15 protein-coding genes, 1 pseudogene and 1 riboswitch are annotated in these 17,750 nt (G+C 57.9%); of the genes and pseudogenes, 4 read left to right on the top strand and 12 right to left on the bottom strand.

Annotated elements, in window-relative coordinates; translation table 11 throughout:
* Window positions 1–7 precede the first annotated feature (7 nt).
* Together M8006_RS13795 and M8006_RS13790 are read right to left on the bottom strand one after the other, a co-directional pair.
* Window positions 8–1,399, bottom strand: a complete 1,392-nt coding sequence (locus M8006_RS13795) for an SLC5/6 family protein (RefSeq protein WP_250083184.1) — start codon at window positions 1,397–1,399, stop codon at window positions 8–10.
* A riboswitch (TPP riboswitch) is annotated at window positions 1,389–1,494 on the bottom strand. Its footprint overlaps the gene before it by 11 nt.
* Window positions 1,495–1,573: 79 nt before the next feature.
* The gene (locus tag M8006_RS13790; protein WP_250083182.1) at window positions 1,574–2,161 is read right to left on the bottom strand and encodes a peroxidase-related enzyme; all 588 of its coding nucleotides are present in this window, start codon (window positions 2,159–2,161) and stop codon (window positions 1,574–1,576) included.
* Window positions 2,162–2,375: 214 nt separating this feature from the next.
* Here M8006_RS13790 and M8006_RS13785 point away from each other — a divergent pair, with 214 nt between their 5' ends.
* Window positions 2,376–3,068: a hypothetical protein gene (locus M8006_RS13785; RefSeq protein ID WP_250083180.1), complete on the top strand. Its 693-nt coding sequence runs from the start codon at window positions 2,376–2,378 to the stop codon at window positions 3,066–3,068.
* A gap of 91 nt (window positions 3,069–3,159) precedes the next feature.
* On the opposite strand, the gene M8006_RS13780 is transcribed toward M8006_RS13785, so the two are convergent.
* Entirely contained in the window at window positions 3,160–4,659 is a 1,500-nt protein-coding gene (locus M8006_RS13780; RefSeq protein ID WP_250083178.1) for a CoA-acylating methylmalonate-semialdehyde dehydrogenase, read from the bottom strand.
* Between the two features lie 270 nt (window positions 4,660–4,929).
* Between M8006_RS13780 and M8006_RS13775 the strand changes: the two genes are divergently transcribed.
* Window positions 4,930–5,829, top strand: a complete 900-nt coding sequence (locus M8006_RS13775; RefSeq protein WP_250083176.1) for a universal stress protein — start codon at window positions 4,930–4,932, stop codon at window positions 5,827–5,829.
* Window positions 5,830–5,837: 8 nt separating this feature from the next.
* Here the strand turns inward: M8006_RS13775 and M8006_RS13770 are convergent, their stop codons facing one another.
* On the bottom strand, window positions 5,838–6,551 hold the full coding sequence (locus M8006_RS13770) for a DUF3581 family protein (RefSeq protein ID WP_250083174.1): 714 nt from the start codon (window positions 6,549–6,551) through the stop codon (window positions 5,838–5,840).
* A gap of 107 nt (window positions 6,552–6,658) precedes the next feature.
* Here M8006_RS13770 and M8006_RS13765 point away from each other — a divergent pair, with 107 nt between their 5' ends.
* Entirely contained in the window at window positions 6,659–8,680 is a 2,022-nt protein-coding gene (locus M8006_RS13765) for a translocation/assembly module TamB domain-containing protein (RefSeq protein ID WP_250083171.1), read from the top strand.
* Between the two features lie 65 nt (window positions 8,681–8,745).
* Entirely contained in the window at window positions 8,746–8,991 is a 246-nt protein-coding gene (locus M8006_RS13760) for a hypothetical protein (protein ID WP_250083170.1), read from the top strand.
* 13 nt (window positions 8,992–9,004) lie between these two features.
* Here the strand turns inward: M8006_RS13760 and M8006_RS13755 are convergent, their stop codons facing one another.
* From M8006_RS13755 to M8006_RS13720, 8 genes and pseudogenes are all read right to left on the bottom strand, one after another.
* A complete protein-coding gene (locus M8006_RS13755) occupies window positions 9,005–9,727 on the bottom strand; it encodes a trimeric intracellular cation channel family protein (protein ID WP_250083168.1) in 723 nt (240 codons plus the stop codon).
* Window positions 9,728–9,838: 111 nt separating this feature from the next.
* Window positions 9,839–11,206, bottom strand: coding sequence for an MFS transporter (locus tag M8006_RS13750; protein WP_250083166.1), 1,368 nt, complete (start codon window positions 11,204–11,206; stop codon window positions 9,839–9,841).
* 161 nt (window positions 11,207–11,367) lie between these two features.
* Window positions 11,368–12,714: an N-succinylarginine dihydrolase gene (astB, locus tag M8006_RS13745; RefSeq protein WP_250083164.1), complete on the bottom strand. Its 1,347-nt coding sequence runs from the start codon at window positions 12,712–12,714 to the stop codon at window positions 11,368–11,370.
* On the bottom strand, window positions 12,711–14,183 hold the full coding sequence (astD, locus tag M8006_RS13740; RefSeq protein ID WP_250083162.1) for a succinylglutamate-semialdehyde dehydrogenase: 1,473 nt from the start codon (window positions 14,181–14,183) through the stop codon (window positions 12,711–12,713). The genes astB and astD overlap by 4 nt, the downstream gene beginning before the upstream one ends.
* A gap of 22 nt (window positions 14,184–14,205) precedes the next feature.
* Window positions 14,206–15,237: an arginine N-succinyltransferase gene (gene astA / locus M8006_RS13735; protein WP_250083161.1), complete on the bottom strand. Its 1,032-nt coding sequence runs from the start codon at window positions 15,235–15,237 to the stop codon at window positions 14,206–14,208.
* A complete protein-coding gene (locus M8006_RS13730) occupies window positions 15,237–16,334 on the bottom strand; it encodes an arginine N-succinyltransferase (RefSeq protein WP_250083159.1) in 1,098 nt (365 codons plus the stop codon). Before M8006_RS13730 ends, astA begins: the two co-directional genes overlap by 1 nt.
* A gap of 25 nt (window positions 16,335–16,359) precedes the next feature.
* Window positions 16,360–17,574 carry an aspartate aminotransferase family protein gene (locus M8006_RS13725; protein WP_250083157.1) on the bottom strand — a complete coding sequence of 405 codons (1,215 nt, stop codon included), beginning with the start codon at window positions 17,572–17,574 and terminating at the stop codon, window positions 16,360–16,362.
* 68 nt (window positions 17,575–17,642) lie between these two features.
* Window positions 17,643–17,750: pseudogene (locus M8006_RS13720) on the bottom strand (IS5/IS1182 family transposase); the annotation flags it as partial.

Below are 17,750 nucleotides of genomic sequence, written 5' to 3'. Positions count from 1 at the left end.
TCTGCCGTTAGGCTGACTTTCTGTCAACGCGCGCCCGATTCACTGTTGCCATTAATACGCTAACGAATGTAGAAGCGACCAATGCGCCTAAAAATGGCGGCAGCGTGGGAATGCTATTGGGGAAGCTCGCCGCCATCAGCCCGGCGCTTAAACTGCCTTGCGCCACCCAGCCAGGGAGAATAGCGCCGAGCATACCGGCAACGCCACCGGCCACCGCCGCCAGCGGGGTCATCCGCCGCCATAACCCGAGCAGTACAGGGATCACGATCGCTGCGCAAAGCAGGTCTGCAATCAAAAATAAACGCAGCACAGAGAGCCCCTGCAGGGCAACCACGACGACTGGCACCATCAGCGCAACCGTGCCCCAGCGCGCCGCCGCCAGCGACCATCGGCTTTGGCGGCTATTGCCCGCCGCTAGCGATGCAATGCCGTTTTGCAGCGTATCGACACTGGAGGCCACCAGCGTCACCGCCAGTATCAGCGCCGGTAGCGCCAGCCAGCCCGGCGCCTCGCTTAATAGCGCAAAAAAGGGAATCGGCGGCTCACCCAGGGCGACACCGCTCATCGCCGCGAGCATTCCCAGGCTGCCAATCAGCATCACCACCAGCACCGTTGCGCCGCCACCCAGCCAGGCGCCACGCCCCAGGCTTTGGTTATTTTCAGCAGCCCATACTCGTTGCCAGTAGCCTTGGTGAAACAAGTTTGCCGCGGTCACCGCAATCACCAGAGTCAGCGCCACGCTCAAGGCACTCCCTAGCGGAGCGCTTGGCATTGAGGCGGTTTGCGGCAGCGTAGGCAGTGCCGTGAGCGCGACGCCACCCACAATCAGCAATAGCGCGATTAACAACCACGCTTGCCAACGGTCGGTGGCAAGGCTTGCCCGCAGGCCGCCCACGGCGGTGTAAGCCAACGTTGTCAGCGCCACGCCCAAGATCACTAGCGCCGGCGGCACATCGGATAAAAGCGAGGTAATCGCCCCAATAGCGGTTAACTCGGCGGCGAGAAAACACGCCATATAGGCCACTGACACCAGTGACACCCAGCGCCGCACGCCGCGCCCGTAACAGGCCTCGGCAAACTCGGCAATGCTGCGCCCTTGCGGCAACGCCTGGCGGATTTTGGGGCCATAAAGGCCAAGCACAATAAATGGCAGCGCCGAGCCAATCGCGTAACCGGCGAGCGCTACCGGACCCACAAAAGCGCCGATTTCCGGCGGCGCAAACAAAATCCACGCGCCCATTCCCGAGGCCAAAAACGAAAGCCCCAGCGTGCCCGCCGATTGGGAGTTACGCGCGGTGACGTAATCATCCAGCAGGCCGTCAGCGCGGCGCGCGCGCAGACCAAGATAAGCAAAGCAGAAAAGTGCCGCGGCCAATGCCGCAGTGGTTAGGTAAGGCATGTCGCACTTCCTCCGCCGGTACGAACCGGATCAGGTTCCAGGGTCAGCACGAGTGTGTGCGTTCTCAGCCCAAGTGGGCTCCCCTGGCGACAGTGAATTAAGTTGTGTGACGGAATTATCCGTACTGAGTATGGTTACGCAATTGGCGCAGACAGTAAAGCCATTGCCACCGCGTTACGTCTCCCGTGGCACACGCCCCATCAGGTAAAACTCTTTGTTGGGCGGCGTACCGGTAAGGGTGACGAGTCGATTCGATAGGCCGAAAAACGCCGTAATGGCGCCAATATCCCAGATATCTTCGCGGGTAAAACCGACATGGGTGAGCCGCTCTTCCCACGCATCGGTCAACTCGCCGACCTCCACGCCACAGTACATGGCAAAGTCGAGCATCACGCGATGGCGTTCGCTAATCGGCGCGGTACGGTGGTTCACCGCTACCTGATCGGCAAGCTCAGGGTTTTTACTGTAAATACGCACCAGCGCACCGTGTGCGACGACGCAATAAAGGCAACGATTGCGCGCGCTGGTCGCCACCACAATCATCTCTTTTTCTGCCTTGGTTAAGGTGTCCGACTCACGCTCCATTAACGCATCGTGATAGGCAAAAAAGGCGCGAAACTCTGCCGGGCGATGCGCCAGCATCAAAAACACATTGGGCACAAAACCGGCTTTTTCCTGCACGGCCAGTATGGTGTCACGAACATCGTCAGGCAACGCTTCAAGCGATTCTGGGACACTAAACCGGCTAATCGATGACGTCATAAAAACTCCGTTTATTGTTGTGGAATTCACATAGCGTATTTGCGGGTGCCGTTTACGTAAAAAAGCTAAGACAAACGCATAATTCAGTGGTTTGGCTCTTTTAATCTGCCGCTAGGCTCGCCATACTGAAACGAGTCTTGCATTGGTCATATATCGACTCTGATCAGCTATAAAGGCGCTACGCTGCGCCACCGTGAGTTTATAGGGAAGCCTCATGCGCTATACCGAAGCGAAGGAACATACCCCCGGGCGTCTTCACGAGCTATTTGCCGACCCCTACCACGCATTTGATAACGATAGCCACGAGCGACAGCTGCATATTCGTGTGATGCTCTATCTGCTGGCCGTTCGCCCGATGCAGCGCGAGCTTCTCACGCTACGCGTGATTCACGGCTGGGAGAACGGCGGCTGCGAGCCCGTCGATCTTAAATTCGTGGAATACCCGCTCAGCGACATAACCGATTTACATCGCGCGGCAGATGAATTTACTGAAGCGATGAAAAACAACACGGCATTTCCCGAACAACAGGGCTCGCTTCTGGCCAAGCCTTTGAGTGACGCTATCGCTGATGCCGAGGCCGACGGTCAACCGCTGGACGATGAAACTAAAGCCCGGCCGGCACGCTGGCCCTCCTTTGAGGGCGGCCTTGCGCTTTATACCCTGTTTAAAATGTATCACCGCCTCGTATACGGTGAGGATGACGCTTACCGCAGTAGTCAGTGCCGCACGTCCCAAGGCATGCGCGAAATTCACGAGTTTCACTTAGAAGATGGGGAATTCGCGTTCTTGATTCCGCCAGGGCGCCACTTCACCACAGAAAAAACGCTCCTGATATTGCACGAAAGCCAGCTCGAACCGTTTAAGCGCTTACTCATAGCAAGTACGCCACTGTTTGAGACTGTTTAAGCCTGTACAGCATATTTCTCCGTCCATGCAACAAAGCCCCGCACGCGGGGCTTTGCTGTTTCTCACACTTATGGCCTGTTGCTCAATGCGATTAGCCTAGTGAAATCGTGCTGTTAATGCCGCTAGAGACGTTCTCCGGCTCAAACCAGCGCGCGGTAACCGTTTTGGTTTGCGTCCAAAAGGCAATCGCTTGCTTGCCATTAGGGCCGAGATCGCCAAGCTTGGAGGCGCGCGAACCGGTAAAGCTGAAGTAAGCGACCGGCACGGGAATCGGCACGTTGATGCCAATCTGGCCCACATCGATATCGGTCTCGAAACGGCGCGCCACCCAACCCGAGTTGGTGAAGATTGAGGTGCCGTTGCCGTTGGGGTTGGCATTGATGAACTCAATCGCGTCATCCAACGTTTCCACGCTAACCACGCACAGTACCGGGCCGAAAACTTCTTCGCGGTAAATCGTCATATCAGCGTTAACGTCGGCAAAGAGAGTTGGCCCAACGAAGTTGCCTTCGGGGTAGCCATCGACCGTACAACCGCGGCCATCCACCATTAACTTGGCGCCCTCTTTTTCTCCCGCGGTAATCAACCGCTCGACACGTTCTTTAGCCTGCGGCGAGACCAGCGGGCCAAGGTCAGCATCACGCTCGGTGCCAGGGCCAACTTTCATGCCGCGCGCGCCCTCGACGATATCATTCAGCCACTCGCGCGCATCGCCTACAAGGACCACAACGGAATTGGCCATGCAGCGCTGCCCGGCGGCACCAAAGGCTGACCCTAGCAGGTTGTTGATGGCCTGACTGCGGTTGGCATCCGGCATCACAACACAGTGGTTTTTGGCCCCCATCATCGATTGCATGCGCTTACCCGCTGCGGCGGCGCGGTTATACAGTAGCGAGCCCACATGGGTGGAGCCGATAAACGACAGCGCTTTGATGTCTTGATGGTCGGCGATCTGGTTCGCTACATCCGGTCCGCCGTGGACTACGTTCAGCACGCCCGCCGGGACACCGGCTTCGTGGGCCAGCTCGACCAAACGCATGGTGGAACTTGGATCTTGCTCGGAGGGCTTGAGCACGAAGGTGTTACCGGTGGCAATGGCCAGCGGGAACATAAAACACGGCAGCATGATCGGGAAGTTAAACGCGGTGATACCTGCCCCAACGCCCAGCGGCTGGTGCATGCTATAAACGTCGACTTCATTGGCGGCGTTTTCTGCAAGCTCACCAAGCTGCAGCGAGGTAATGGAACAAGCATGCTCAACCACTTCCAGCCCGCGGCCCACTTCGCCTTCCGCGTCTGGCAGGGTTTTACCGTGCTCTTCGGTAATGAGTGCGGCAAGCTCGGCGGTATTATCGCGGATCAGCGCTTGTAGCTTTAGCATAATGCGCATGCGCTTACCCAGTGGCACTTTTCGCCACGCTTTAAACGCTTCTTTGCCGCTTGCCACCGCGCGCTCAACTTCCTCAGCGGTGCAAAACGGTACCCGCGCCACGACTTCTTGTGTCGCTGGGTTGACCACATCATGCCAATCTTGGCTTTGCGAGATTTCCGGCTTGCCATCAATGTACATGGGGATTTCGCGAACGGACATGCAGTTTCTCCTGTTGTCTTTATGTTTGTTAAATCTACGTTTGTTAGGAATCTATGCTTGTTATAGATAAAAGGATATAGCAGTAAGTTGACGTAAGCGTCAACGACCATTACGCGAGTAAACAAGATTCTCAGGGTGGGGTCAATGCTCCTTCTGCCGTGCGCTGAATTTAGCCACACCCGCCCGACCGCAGTGGAAACGTTGATGGCACCCGCTTAACCTAACGACGTAGAGGCCGGACCGGCTGAAAAGATACGCAAGGAGCTTTGGATGAGTGATCAGATTTCATGGGTCATCGTACCCATCGACGGGTCCAAAGAGGCCAACGCCGCCACGCGCCACGCCGCATTGCTTGCGAGCCTTCACCACGCCACCTTGCAGCTTGTTAACGTATTGCCCTTACACCCCGCTGAATTGAGCGATTTACCCGCTAACCGCGAGGGTGAAGTGGACTTTGACCGTGAGCAGCAAGACGCCAAAGCGGATGTCGCTTTTGCCGAGGCCCGCCGCGCGCTCAAAGATCTTCCCTTTGCCTCGGAACTGAGAGTAGAAGAGATACGCTTGCGTGGCACAAACTTTGTTCGTCAGCCCGAGCGTGCCATTGTCGAACATGCACGCCAGCATAAAACGTCCCAGTTGGTGATGGGAGCCCGACATTTAGGCGAAATTGGCAAGTGGGTAAAAGGCAGTGTCAGCAACGCTGTGGTTCACCGCGCTAAAGGCCCCGTAACCGTTTTGCACGCCGACGCTGAGATTACCAAGACGGCCTATATTGGGCGAATTCTCCTCCCCACAGACGGTTCTGCAGAGAGCGACCTCGCCGCACGCCTAGCAGGCGATTTAGCCCGCAGCGGCAATATCCCGGTCGAGATTATTTACTGTCAGCCCTCTGGTGAGCTGCCACCGCTAGATAGCGGCGAGCCTGAAGCGGAACGGGTATTAACCAACACCCGCCAAGCACTAGGAGACGTACCGATGGGCATCCACGATACCGTCTTGCATGCCGAACGCTACGACGAAGCCATCGCCGACCACGCACAAAAGTGCGACGACAGTCCGGTGATTGTGATGGGACGACGCGGCCTGGGCCACTGGCGGGAGTCGCTACTGGGCAGTGTGAGCCAAAAAGTGATTGAGCTCGCTCCCTGCCCGGTCACCGTGGTGGTGTAGTCTAAGGTCTAGGTGGCTGAGACTTCGTAGGCTGCTTTTAGGCGGTAGAACTCAGCGACAATCGCCTCCATCGCCTCAGCGTCGTAATCACAAAGGCCACTAACCACGAGCTTCTTCGAGCCCCATCCAACTGCTTCGCCGTTAGATTGGATGGAAAACTCCAGCAGTACATCGGCGCGTTTGCCCAACACCTCAAGCGAGGAGCGCGTCAGCGAAAGGCCGGGTGACAAACCTTCGAGCCGCTCCAAAGTAAACCCCATGCTATCGTAGATGACCAACGGGCGCTTGGGGTTGAACATGACCCCCTGCTCCTCCATCAGCGGCTTTAAGTAGTGTGGGAAGTTTTTGCCGGAAAACGCCACATAGCAGCGCACAAACGCATCAACGGCGGCCACTTCGTGGGTAGTGGCGCCGCCACGAGTCGCTTGTAAATAGCACTTACCGTCTTCGTCGCTGACGTGAATCGAACCGTCATCCGCTTCATGAAAGCGCAGGGGCGTGTCCGCGCCCACCATACTCAAAAAGCGGAAATCCATCGTTTGCGATAGCCCAAAGCGTTCGAGCACGAGCGCAAACAGCAGATCGCCGGGCACGCAAAAACGTCGTGCATCCGAATTATGAATGGGGTTGTAGTCACCGGCAACGCCCTTGGCGAAGCGACTGGCCTGCTCAGCGGAGATCACCACGTACTCTCCGTGCTGCGCGTAAAAATCCTTGAACATGGCGTTTGCTGCCTGCCTAGCGTTAAAGTTAATTGTCCATCATAAACAACGCCGCGCATCATGCCATAAAACCGCGTTTAACAGGAGCCGTCTTTTAGAGCGCCCGTATGCCAACGACAACGTCAGAAAAAAAAGCCGCCCCACTCTCTTCCAAAAGGCGGTGGCCACGATGGCTAGCGATAACACTAGCGCTTACCCTCGGTTTGGTAACGCTATGGTTGGCGGGCAGCTACTGGCTGCTCAACAGTCAATGGCTGCCTAAACGCATTTCGCAAATAGAGGGCGTGGAGGTGCGCTGGGACCAAGGCAGCAGCCATTACCCCGGCCGCTGGGAGGTCGAAGGGCTGAAGCTGAGTCGAGATAATGACACGCTGGCGCTTTCCGTCGAAGCTGACCGCGCCACGCTCGAACTCTCACTACTGGCGCTGCTGCGCGGCGAGCTGCACATTGCTACCTTAGAAGCGAACGGTATTCGCAAGCTGCGTCTGGGTGATATTAACCTACAGGGCGACGGACGCCTCAGCGTCAGCCAAACCACCCTCAGCCGCGACACTCTGGCTGTTCCCCATGCTGAGCTGAACTTAACCCACGGGCACGTTCGGCGTGAAAGCGATGGCGCCATTTTGGCACGGGATATTCACCTTAACGCCAACGCCTCGCTGGACCCAGTAACGCCGACGACCGCCGACGGCACTCTAACCCCCGACCTTGCGGCGGCGCTCTCCGCCGATACCGAGTTAAGCGCCCACGCCGATGCCTGGGACGTTTTTATGCCCTACATCAAGGCGCTGCCTTGGCTTGCCGTCAACGGTCGCGGCGAGCTTGAGGGCACCATCACACTCACGCATGGCCAACTCGAGGCTGGCAGCCAACTCACCTTGAACGCACCGGCGCTGACGCTCAATGTCGACGAGGCAGCCCTAAGCACCCCCGCTGATGCCGCTGATACCGCCGAGGCAACGCCTTGGGAACACCGCCCCGCGGTTCACACCGCCCGTGGTGACGGCACTATCACCCTAGCGGTTACCGACGACATGCCGAACACGCTCTCCTTGAGCGCGCGGCTCAACGGCGTCACGATCCATCAACGCTTGGCCGAGACGCCGTATGCCACCGATACCCAACTGCAACTCACCACCTCGCTAGAGAACCGCCGTCTTGACCGTTTGGAAGCGCCCGAAGAGGTCACGTTGCATTGGCAAGACGCCACGCTGCCCGATATCGCGGTGTTGCAGCCCTATGTGGCTCCGTTCTTACCCGAGCCGTCACCGCTACGGTTGGTGAGCGGGCAGGCCCAAAGCCACGGTCAGTTAACGCTGACACCGACATCGTTAAGCGGTGAGGTGGCGCTTGCGGGAAACCGCTGGGTCACCGATTGGCAGGCGGGCGAGCGCATCCACCGCTTAACCAGCGACATGCAGCTTGATCTCGCCATCCGCGATGCGGCACTCGATGCTAGCCACCTGGACCTGAGCAGTAGCCAACTGCGCTGGCAAGTAGCCGATGCCAACCGAAAGGAGCGCCTCACGAGCACCCTGACGCTGCACAAAGGACGCTTTCAGCGCGAGAATGACGAGCCGCGAGGGCAATTTTCGCTATCGGGCCGCGTCGAACGCCTAGGTTTTCTCAATGCCTTTTTACCCGCCGCTCATGGGCTGGCGATAAGCGGTGAAGGGCAACTTTTTGCTCAGGGTGGCTTTCACGGCCGCCAACTCACCGTGCCGACACGCCTCCGAGTGGATGCCAACCCGCTAAGCGTCAATTTTTTAGACTACCAAGCCCGTGGGCGCGGTGAACTCACCGCTCAGCTGGATAGCCGCGAGCAAGCGCAGCTAACGCTTGAGATTCCCCGCTTTTCACTTAAACGCCAAGACGATGAGCGCCCTCATGTAGAAGGGCGCCACCTCGCCCTTACCACCCGCACGGATACCTTTAGCGCTGCCATGGAGGACCCGCAACCGGAGCATTTTACTACCCGAGTTAGCTTGCCGATTATCGACGTGCCAGACATTACCCGTTACAACGCTTACTTCCCTGACGGGGTTGGCATTGCGCTTTTAGATGGCCAGGCTAGCCTCGAAAGCGAGCTGATACTGCGCGGGTTACACGGCCAAGGAGCGGCCTGCTAGCGCGGCTATTTCTTGCCCGCGCCAGAGACAACGACTGGCTTGGACGAATGCTAAGTGTGCGTGAAATGACAGGCAACGCACAGCTGCGCTTGAACGGCGACCAACTCACGCTGAGCGATCTAACGCTGAGCGGCGGGCCGCTTTTGATGCTCGCCGACCTAACACTAGCGGATCAACGTGCCAACGGTGCGCTTTATGCTCGCTTAGGGCGCTTGGGGCTAGGCGTCGCGCTAGATGACAACGAAGCTACGTTGCAGGTGCTCCAACCACGGCGCTGGTTCGACCGCTGGCGGCAACAGCAGTTACAATAGCGCTTACAAAACATCAGCGTTTTTTGCGCTCGCGCCGAATCATACGTACCCGTTCCCGGGCTTTCCACGCGGCAGAAAGCGAAGGGTCTTCGTCGCTGCCCGCTTTGGGTTTGGGGGGTAGGGTTACCCAGGCAAACACCGGCAACGAAAGGTGCCAGTAAATCGCCGCCAGCCGCAGCGCCAGGGTAGTCAACAGCGCGGCGGTGATCGTTAACATTAGCGGCGCTTCCAGGCTATGCAGTACGACGTAAACGGTCCCGCCGGCGATGGCCGCCGTGGCGTAAACCTCCTCGCGCAGCACCATGGGCACGCGCTGAGCCAACACATCCCGAATCATGCCACCCGCTACGCCCGTCATCATGCCCATCAACACTGCGACCACGCCCGCGTGGCCGAGAAACAGCGCTTTGTGTGTGCCAATTACCATAAAAAGAGCGAGCCCAAAGGCATCCGCCATGGGAAGAAAGCCGCGCGAAAGGCGATGAATGTAGTGAAACCCCATCAACGAAACACCCACCGTGGCTAAAATCACCCACAGGTAGGTTGGGTCCGTCACCCAAAACACCGGGTGCACGCCCAACACCAAATCGCGCACCGTGCCGCCGCCAATGCCCGTCACGGCTGCCAGCACCAGCATCCCAAATGGGTCCATCCGCTTGCGACAGGCCAGAACCACGCCGGATAGCGCAAACACAATTACCCCGATCATATCCAGCCAATATACGACTTCTGGCAAGCGTTTCTCCTTTTATTTTATGTCGCCGTTAGCTTATATCACCGCCGTTGACGAACCGACCGCTGTCCCATGGTCTTCCAGGTCCAGCGGTTGGATTCTTGCCCGTCGTGTTTAACGCTGGTCGTTTTTGTCAGACTCTGACTCTGTTTCTTCAGCGACTGAATCTTCTTCCTCAACGACAGGGTCGGGGTCCAAATCTAGAGGCTCGCCGTCTTCGTCCACCAACTGATTATCATAGGCTGCCTGAAGGCCAGTTTCCTCCGGTTCAGGCTCTTCCCATGGAGCTGACGTTTCTTCCGTTTCAGTTTCTGTCCAATCAGCCCAGTAATCAATGTGTCCAGGATACGCTGGCGACACAATCGCGGTGACAATGCCGATTGTCGCAAAGATGGAAAACGCATCCGCATAGCCAACGCTTTCCACCAGCACACCAATCACCGGGGACCCTACCGCCTGCCCCAGTGCGATGGCGACAAAGGGCAACACCGGCCCGACCGATAACCGACCCGGCAAGAGACGGATACCGGTCATTAGGTACAGCCCGCTCAGGCTCATATAGGCAAGACCAAACACCAACGCAGAAAACATCGCCAATACCAACCGGTCTGGGCTTGCGGCTAACAGCACCAGACTTGACGACAGTAGCATCAGCATCAAGGCCTGCGTGATAGGGGGATTATTACGGTCAGCCAGGTCACTCACAACGGCACCGCCTAAACCGGCAAGACCAACGGCAAACCATAACCAACCGGTCTGATTCGCTGGCAATGCGCCCAATGTCACCGCTAGGTCTGGGGCAAATACCCAATACGCCGCCGACACAAAGCCCATGGCAAAAGCGAACAACGAGAGGCGGATCAGGCGCGACCTCTGCGACCGAGTGATAGGCGCCGGCGGTGCTGCATTCGAGGGAATGACTCGCGATACCGAGGGGATAAAAAACCAGGCAGCAATAGCACCCAAGCCTGCTAACACGGCAAACATGCTATAGGTTAATCGCCAAGCATCCGCTAAAAAAACAACCGTGGGCACCGCGACGATGACACCAACGCTAGTGCCTGCATTCAGAATCGAGCTGACGCGCCCATGCATGGAGCGACTAACTAACGCCTGCATGGCCGCCGTTAAGGCCGGCATCATAAAACCGGTGCAGACACCGCAGACAAAAACGCCAGCACCCAGCATGTAGACATCTGCAGATTGGCTGATCACCCCCAGGCCACCCGCACCGGCAACACTTGAAAGCACGGCAAGGTTGCGAGCCCCAAGGCGGTCAGCCGCCATCGGCGCCACCAGAGACGCCATAACAAAGCTGATAAAGGGCAGCGCCCCAATAATACCGACTAGGTTCGCTGATAGCCCCAACTCCGCACTGATAGAGGGCACAAAAAGGCCAAACGCAAAGCGGGCCAGACCGTAACTGATGGCCACCAGCGCTGCACCGAATAAAGCAAACCCCATGTTCGACAGCGCTCTCATACCCGGGTACTCCTTGCGGTGATGGTAATATCACATTCTCTCAGCGACATCCGTTATGAGCAATGCGAGGAACTCAAGGGTCGCCGCTTGAGTGGCTTACCTTTCACTTTTACGCTTACTCGCTGGCAAAGTAACGCGTCTCTGGCAAAGTAACGCGAATCTTACGCGGTGGTATCACGTTGAAACGGGTAGACCGAGCCAAGCTTGAGTCGCTGCGTTAACTCATCGAGTGCCCTAAGCGACTCTTCCGCCAGCTGCGGATCAGCGAGATCATCAGGGGCAAGTCGGTCGCGATAGTGGCGATTCACCCAAGCGGTGAGATCATCGTATAGACCATCGGTGAGCAGCACGCGGCCGGTGAGTGCTTCGCGTTCATCGCCTGTTAGTACCACCCGCAGGCGCAGGCAGGCGGGGCCGCCGCCGTTGCGCATGCTCTGCTTGACGTCTTTGACGATCACTTCGCTGATGGGGTTATTGCCCGCCAGCAGGTAGTCTTGGATAGTGCGCCAGACCGCTTCGCGCTCTTGGCATTCGCCGGGTACCACAAGCGTCATAGTGCCATCCGGGTTGGAGAGTAGCTGCGAGTTAAATAAATACGACGCTACCGCCTCTTCCATACTCACCGCTTCCAATGGCACGCGCACCGGAATCAAGGGCGTACTCATTTTAGCGCGCAGCTCATCCAGCGTGCGCGCTTCATCTAAAAACGCCATCTCGTGGTAAAGCAACACGGGGCCGTTACCCACGGCAATCACGTCATTGTGGAACACGCCTGCATCAATAGCATCCGGGTGTTGCTGAGCAAACACGGTTTGCGCATCAGACAGCCCGTGCTGGCGAGCCACGGCTTGGCTGGCTTCCAGCGTTTGCCTTGCCGGGAACCGTGTTGGCTCCCGCTCGCCGCCAAACGCTTGGCGGCCATACACAAATAGGTACACGCCCAGCTCACCGTGCTCACCACACAGGCGAGTGTGGTTGGCCGCGCCCTCGTCGGAAAACGCCGGCGTGGCCGGTAGTACTGGGTGGTGGGCGAAATGCCGTTCATCGCGAAAAATGGCCTGCAGCACACGGCCAGTGGTGGTCGGTTCCAAATAACGATGGAAACTCGATTGCAGGTTCGCAGGGGTGAAGTGCACTCGCCCATCCGGCGCATCGACGCTGGGCGTAATAGTGCCTGCGTTAGCGGTCCACATGCTGGACGCCGAGCAGACGGCTCGCAGTAATTGCGGGGCCTCGGCGGCGGCGCGGGCCAACACCTCACCGTTACCTCCACTAAAGCCTAAATCGCGCAGCGCGCCGACATCAGGGCGTTGTTGGGGTGGCAGCACGCCCTGCGGATACCCCGCCTCCATCAACGACTTCATTTTCAAAAGCCCCTGCAAGGCACCCTCTTTGGGGTTGGCAACCAGGCCACTGTGGCTCATAGAAGCCACATTGCCGTGGGCTAGGCCCGAGTAATTATGGGTGGGCCCCACCAGCCCATCGAAATTCACTTCCTGGACAGTCATAAACTCACTCCCGGCGGCAGCGTATCGGGCATCTCCAACGTTTCCGCTTCCATGGACGCCACCGGATAGGCGCAATAATCCGCCGCGTAGTAGGCGCTGGGGCGGTGATTACCGCTATCGCCCACACCGCCGAAGGGTGCATCGCCCGACGCGCCGGTGGTCTGGCGATTCCAGTTCACAATGCCCGCGCGAATACGCAGCAAAAAGTCATCCCAATCGGCTGTGTCGCCGCCAATCAACCCGGCGGAAAGCCCATAACGCGTGTTGTTGGCAAGCGCTAAGGCCTCGTCCCAATCGCGGTAGCGGTGGATTTTCAGTAGCGGGCCGAAGTGCTCCTCATCGGGCACGTCTAAACCAGTCACGTCAATCAATGCGGGACTTAGCAGGCTGGTATTGTCTTTCAAGCGCTGCATGCGGTTGATCACCGTACCGCCCATCGCTTCCAGCGACTCTTGAGCCTTGAGCAGACCACCGGCGGCGGCCACGCTGACCAGGCCTGAATAAAACGGCGCCGGGTCTTCTTCGAACGGCTCGGCCACGTGTAGCTTGGCGATAGCGTCAGACAGCGCGTCGATCAGCCTGTCTCCGGCGTCGCCCTGGGGCACCATTAAGCGCCGCGCACAGGTGCAGCGCTGGCCGCCGGAAAGAAACGCCGACTGCAGGATAGCCAGCACCGTGGCCCGCTCATCGGGGACATCTTTCACCACCAGCGGGTTGTTGCCGCCCAGTTCCAGGGCAAGGATTTTATCCGGCTGCCCGGCAAACTGCTGGTGTAGCATGCCGCCTACTTTAGCGCTGCCGGTAAACAGCAACCCATCGATACCGGCATTGCCCGCCAGCGCTTGCCCGACCGCCACGCCACCCTGCACAAGGTTAATCACCCCGGCAGGTAGCCCGGCCTCACGCCAGCACTGCAGCGTAATATCGGCGGTGAGTGGGGTTTGGTCGCTGGGTTTGAAAACCACCGTATTACCCGCCAATAGCGCGGGCACGATATGGCCGTTGGGTAGATGCCCAGGGAAGTTATACGGGCCGAATACTGCCATCACGCCGTGAGGGCGATGGCGCAACACGGCTTTGGCGCCTCCAACGTCTTTTTCCCGCTCGCCGGTGCGTTCATGGTAAGCCTTAAGCGAAAGCGCCACCTTGCCGATCATCGCACCCACTTCGGTGCGCGCCTCCCAAAGCGGCTTGCCGGTTTCACTGGCAATCGCCACAGCCAAATCCTCACGGCGTTTTTTTAACACCTCGACGAAGCGCTCCACTTGCGCTTGGCGTTCGGCAAAGGGCGTGCGCGCCCAGTCGGGAAAAGCGCCGCGCGCGGCATCCACCGCTCCAGCCACTTGCTCACTTGACGCCGCGCCCCCCTGCCAGAGCCGCGCGCCGGATACGGGGTCGTGCTTGGTAAACGCCTCTGCCGCACCCGTTACCCAGGCGCCGTTGATCAGTTGCTGCTGTAATGCATGCATAAAATTCTCCTGTAAACGTCACCTAGGTTTCAAGTAGCCGCAGGGTATCGCCGGTGGCAACGCCCAGGCGCTTCGCTTCTTGTTCGCTAAGCATAATGGTGTCGTCATTGTGCGGGGCGCGCCCTATCCAGCTAGCGGTAAAGGCGAGCATATCCGTCGTTGTCGCCAACCAACGGCTGACACTCTCCTGTACTGCATTTTGAGAGACCTCCACCGTATAAAGTCGTGAGTTACGAATCGCGCGCACGTCATCAATGTAGGCTTCCACTGTAGGACCACCGTCAAAAATATCGACATACCCTTCCCAGCGTAGCCCCTCTTTTTTGAGCATTTCTAGCGCTGGGCGCGTATGGCGGTGAACCTGGCCGATGCAAGCGCGGGCCTCTTCGGACATAAACGTGGTGTAGATGGGAAACTTGGGCATTAACTCGCCGATAAAGCTCTTCTGCCCCAAGCCGGTTAAGCGGTCGGCTTCGTTGAAATCCATGGGGAAAAAGTGTTTGCCCAGGCTATCCCAGAACGGACTTTTATTGTCGTCGTCGAACACGCCGCGCATTTCCGCCAGGACTTTATCCGGAAACTGGTCGCGAAACTGGGCGATAAAAAGCCAGCGGGCTTTCGATAGCAGCGCGCCGTTGCGCAAATGCTTGTTGGCTTCGCCGCGGTACTCCGCGCGCAAAAACAGCGAGCACACCTCGGCATCGCCGGTGTGATCAGAGCTTAAAAACAGCGTATCGATAGTGCGGTGCAAATCCAGCTGTGTAGAGGAGTGCGCAAGCGTGCCCAGGCGGTAATTGTAAAACGGCACTTCGCGCCCTACCTGGCCTTCAATCGCGCAGCAGCCCGCCAAGTCGCCGTTTTCTTCGTCTTCCAGCACGAAAAAATACAGCCGGTCGTCCTTAGGGGTGCGTTCCTCAAACGCGCGGGCGGCGGTTTCAATCTTGCTTGCCAGAAACTCGCGGTTATTCGGCAGCGACGTAAAGCCTACGCCGGTCTCTTGTGCCAGCACCTGCAGCTCATCTACATCGTCGCGAGCAATGGGTCGAAGACGCATTACACCTCTCCTTCATTGAACACAGCACCTTCATCGGACTCAGCGACGGCGCTTGGCAAGGTTAACGGCGTTGCCAGCACTGCGCAGCCTTCTTCTACCCCGAGCTGTTCGGCGTAAAAAGGCGGTAGCATCAGCTGACCGGTGGGCGAAAGCGCGTAGCGCGCGACAAGGCAGCGAAACTCATCACCCCGCTTTTGGTTGGCAATCATTGCCAGTTCCGCATCTGGGAGCGCGTGTTCGGGGTGTATCAGCACCGGATGCCAGGCAGCATGGCGAAACGTGGCCAGACGCTCGCGCTCGGCTCTGACAATCGGCCCGGCATCGAAAATATCCACGTGGCGCGAACGCGAGAAGCCTTCCGCTAGCATTTCTGCTAACGCTACTTTGTGCGCCGGGTGTTCACGGCCAATGGCCGCGCGTGCTTCACACGTCAACAGGGGTAAATACAGCGGAAACTGCGGCATGACCTCGGCGATAAAGCTTTTCGAGCGCACCCCGGCAATGTGATTCATTTCTTGGAAACTGCGAACGAAAAAGTGCCGTCCGACGCTCTCCCAAAAAGGCGATTGCACCTGGGCATCGAGATACCCAGGGAACGCCACGGCCAGAATGCGTGAGAAACGTTCAGGATACTGAGCCGTAAACATCAGCCGCGCTCGACGCAATAGACTTTCTGCGTAGGTGCCTTTGTAGCGTGGGTCAAGCGAGAACGCACACAGCAGCGTCGCCTCAGACACCTCGTGAGATAACGAAAGTGTTTTCACTTCTCGGCGTACGTTTAGCTGCTGGGAGGCGTGGATCAGCGTCTCCTGACGGTAAGTGTAATAGGCCTCGGCACCGCCCGCCTGGGCGCGGATGGTTGCCGTGCCTAGTACTTCAGTAGCACCATCACCAATCGCAATATGCTCCAACACAAAGGTGTAGTGCTCATTGCTAGGTGCATCCACCTCATTGATAAAAGCGTCTTGTGAGCGCGCAATACGTTCAAGCAACCGTTCACGGCTGGCGGGCAAGTTAGTCAGCCGTGGGGTGGCGTTTTCCGCTAGTCGCGCTAAGGCGTCGATATCGCGCGTCTCGACGGGTCGGACGATCAACATCCTCGGCTCCTCATGTCTGTTTTTTTCACTCCTGGGCGACCAAACGAGCAACCGCGCGATCAAGCCGTTCCATACCCTCGTGAATATCCGCTTCAGGTATCACTAGCGAAGGCGCCATACGCAGCACGTTAGGGCCGGCAACTAGCGCCATTAGCCCCTCTTCAATCGCCAGTGGCAAGATATCTTTAGCGCGCCCCTCGTAGGCATCCGCCATCTGCGCGCCGATTAAAAGTCCCATCCCACGGATGTCTTTAAACACGCCGTGTTTGCGGTTGATGGCGTCTAAGTGCTGGCGAAATAGGTCGTGACGCTTTTTCACGCCCTCTAGCACCTCGGGAGTGTCGATAAACTCCACCGCCGCCAACGCGACCGCCGACGCCAACGCGTTGCCGCCGTAAGTCGAGCCGTGAGTGCCTACCACCAGCGACTTGGCCATGTCGTCAGTGGCGAGCATCGCGCCGACCGGAAAACCGCCGCCGAGCGATTTAGCACTGGTGAGAATATCCGGGGTAATGCCGTAGTTTTTATACGCGTAGAGCTCGCCACTGCGGCCCACGCCGGTTTGTACTTCATCAAAGATCAGCAGCGCGTTGTGTTCGTCACACAGGTCACGTAGGCCCTGTAAAAACTCGGGTTTAGCGGGCACGATGCCGCCTTCGCCCTGCATCGGTTCGACCATAATCGCGCAGGTATCGTCACCCACGAGCTGGCGTACGCTCTCTAGGTCGTTGAATTCTGCATGTAGAATTCCGCCCGGCACCGGGCCAAAGCCTTGGGAGTATTTGGGTTGGCCACCCACACTCACGGTAAAGAAGGTGCGGCCATGAAAGGACTGATAAAACGAGATAATTTTATCTTTGTACTCGCCGTGGTGCTCTACCGCGTAGCGGCGGGCGAGCTTGAGCGCGGCCTCATTGGCCTCACCGCCGGAAGAGCAGAGAAATACTTTATCAGCAAAAGTGCGCTCGACCAGCGCCTTGGCAAGCATCAGTGCTGGCTCGTTGGTAAACACATTGGAGAGATGCCACAACTTCTCGCCCTGCTCTTTAAGCGCGTTGACCAGCACCGGATGGCAGTGACCTAAAGAATTGACCGCGATCCCCCCCGCGAAGTCGATATATTCGTTCTCCTGCTGATCCCACAAACGGCTGCCTTCGCCACGTACCGGAATCACCTGCTGCGGGGCGTAATTGGGCGCCATATAGTGATCGAAATCCTGACGGCTCGGGGTATGGCTCATCGAACGCTACCTCCACTAGGTATAAGAAAGAAAAAAGGATAACAAGTTTACTAGGGCCTGTTGACGTTTCACATTGGGAGCCATAAAAAACCGCACGCCAAAGCCACCATGCTTTCGTAGTTTCGCTTCAGTTTATCGTAGCGCGTCGCTATGGCGCGATACGATTTTAAACGGGC

The organism is Halomonas llamarensis (assembly GCF_023555005.1).
GTDB classification, from domain to species: domain Bacteria; phylum Pseudomonadota; class Gammaproteobacteria; order Pseudomonadales; family Halomonadaceae; genus Vreelandella; species Vreelandella llamarensis.
The sequence above is the reverse complement of the archived record's forward strand: the minus strand, read 5'-3'. Positions and strand labels throughout refer to the sequence as shown.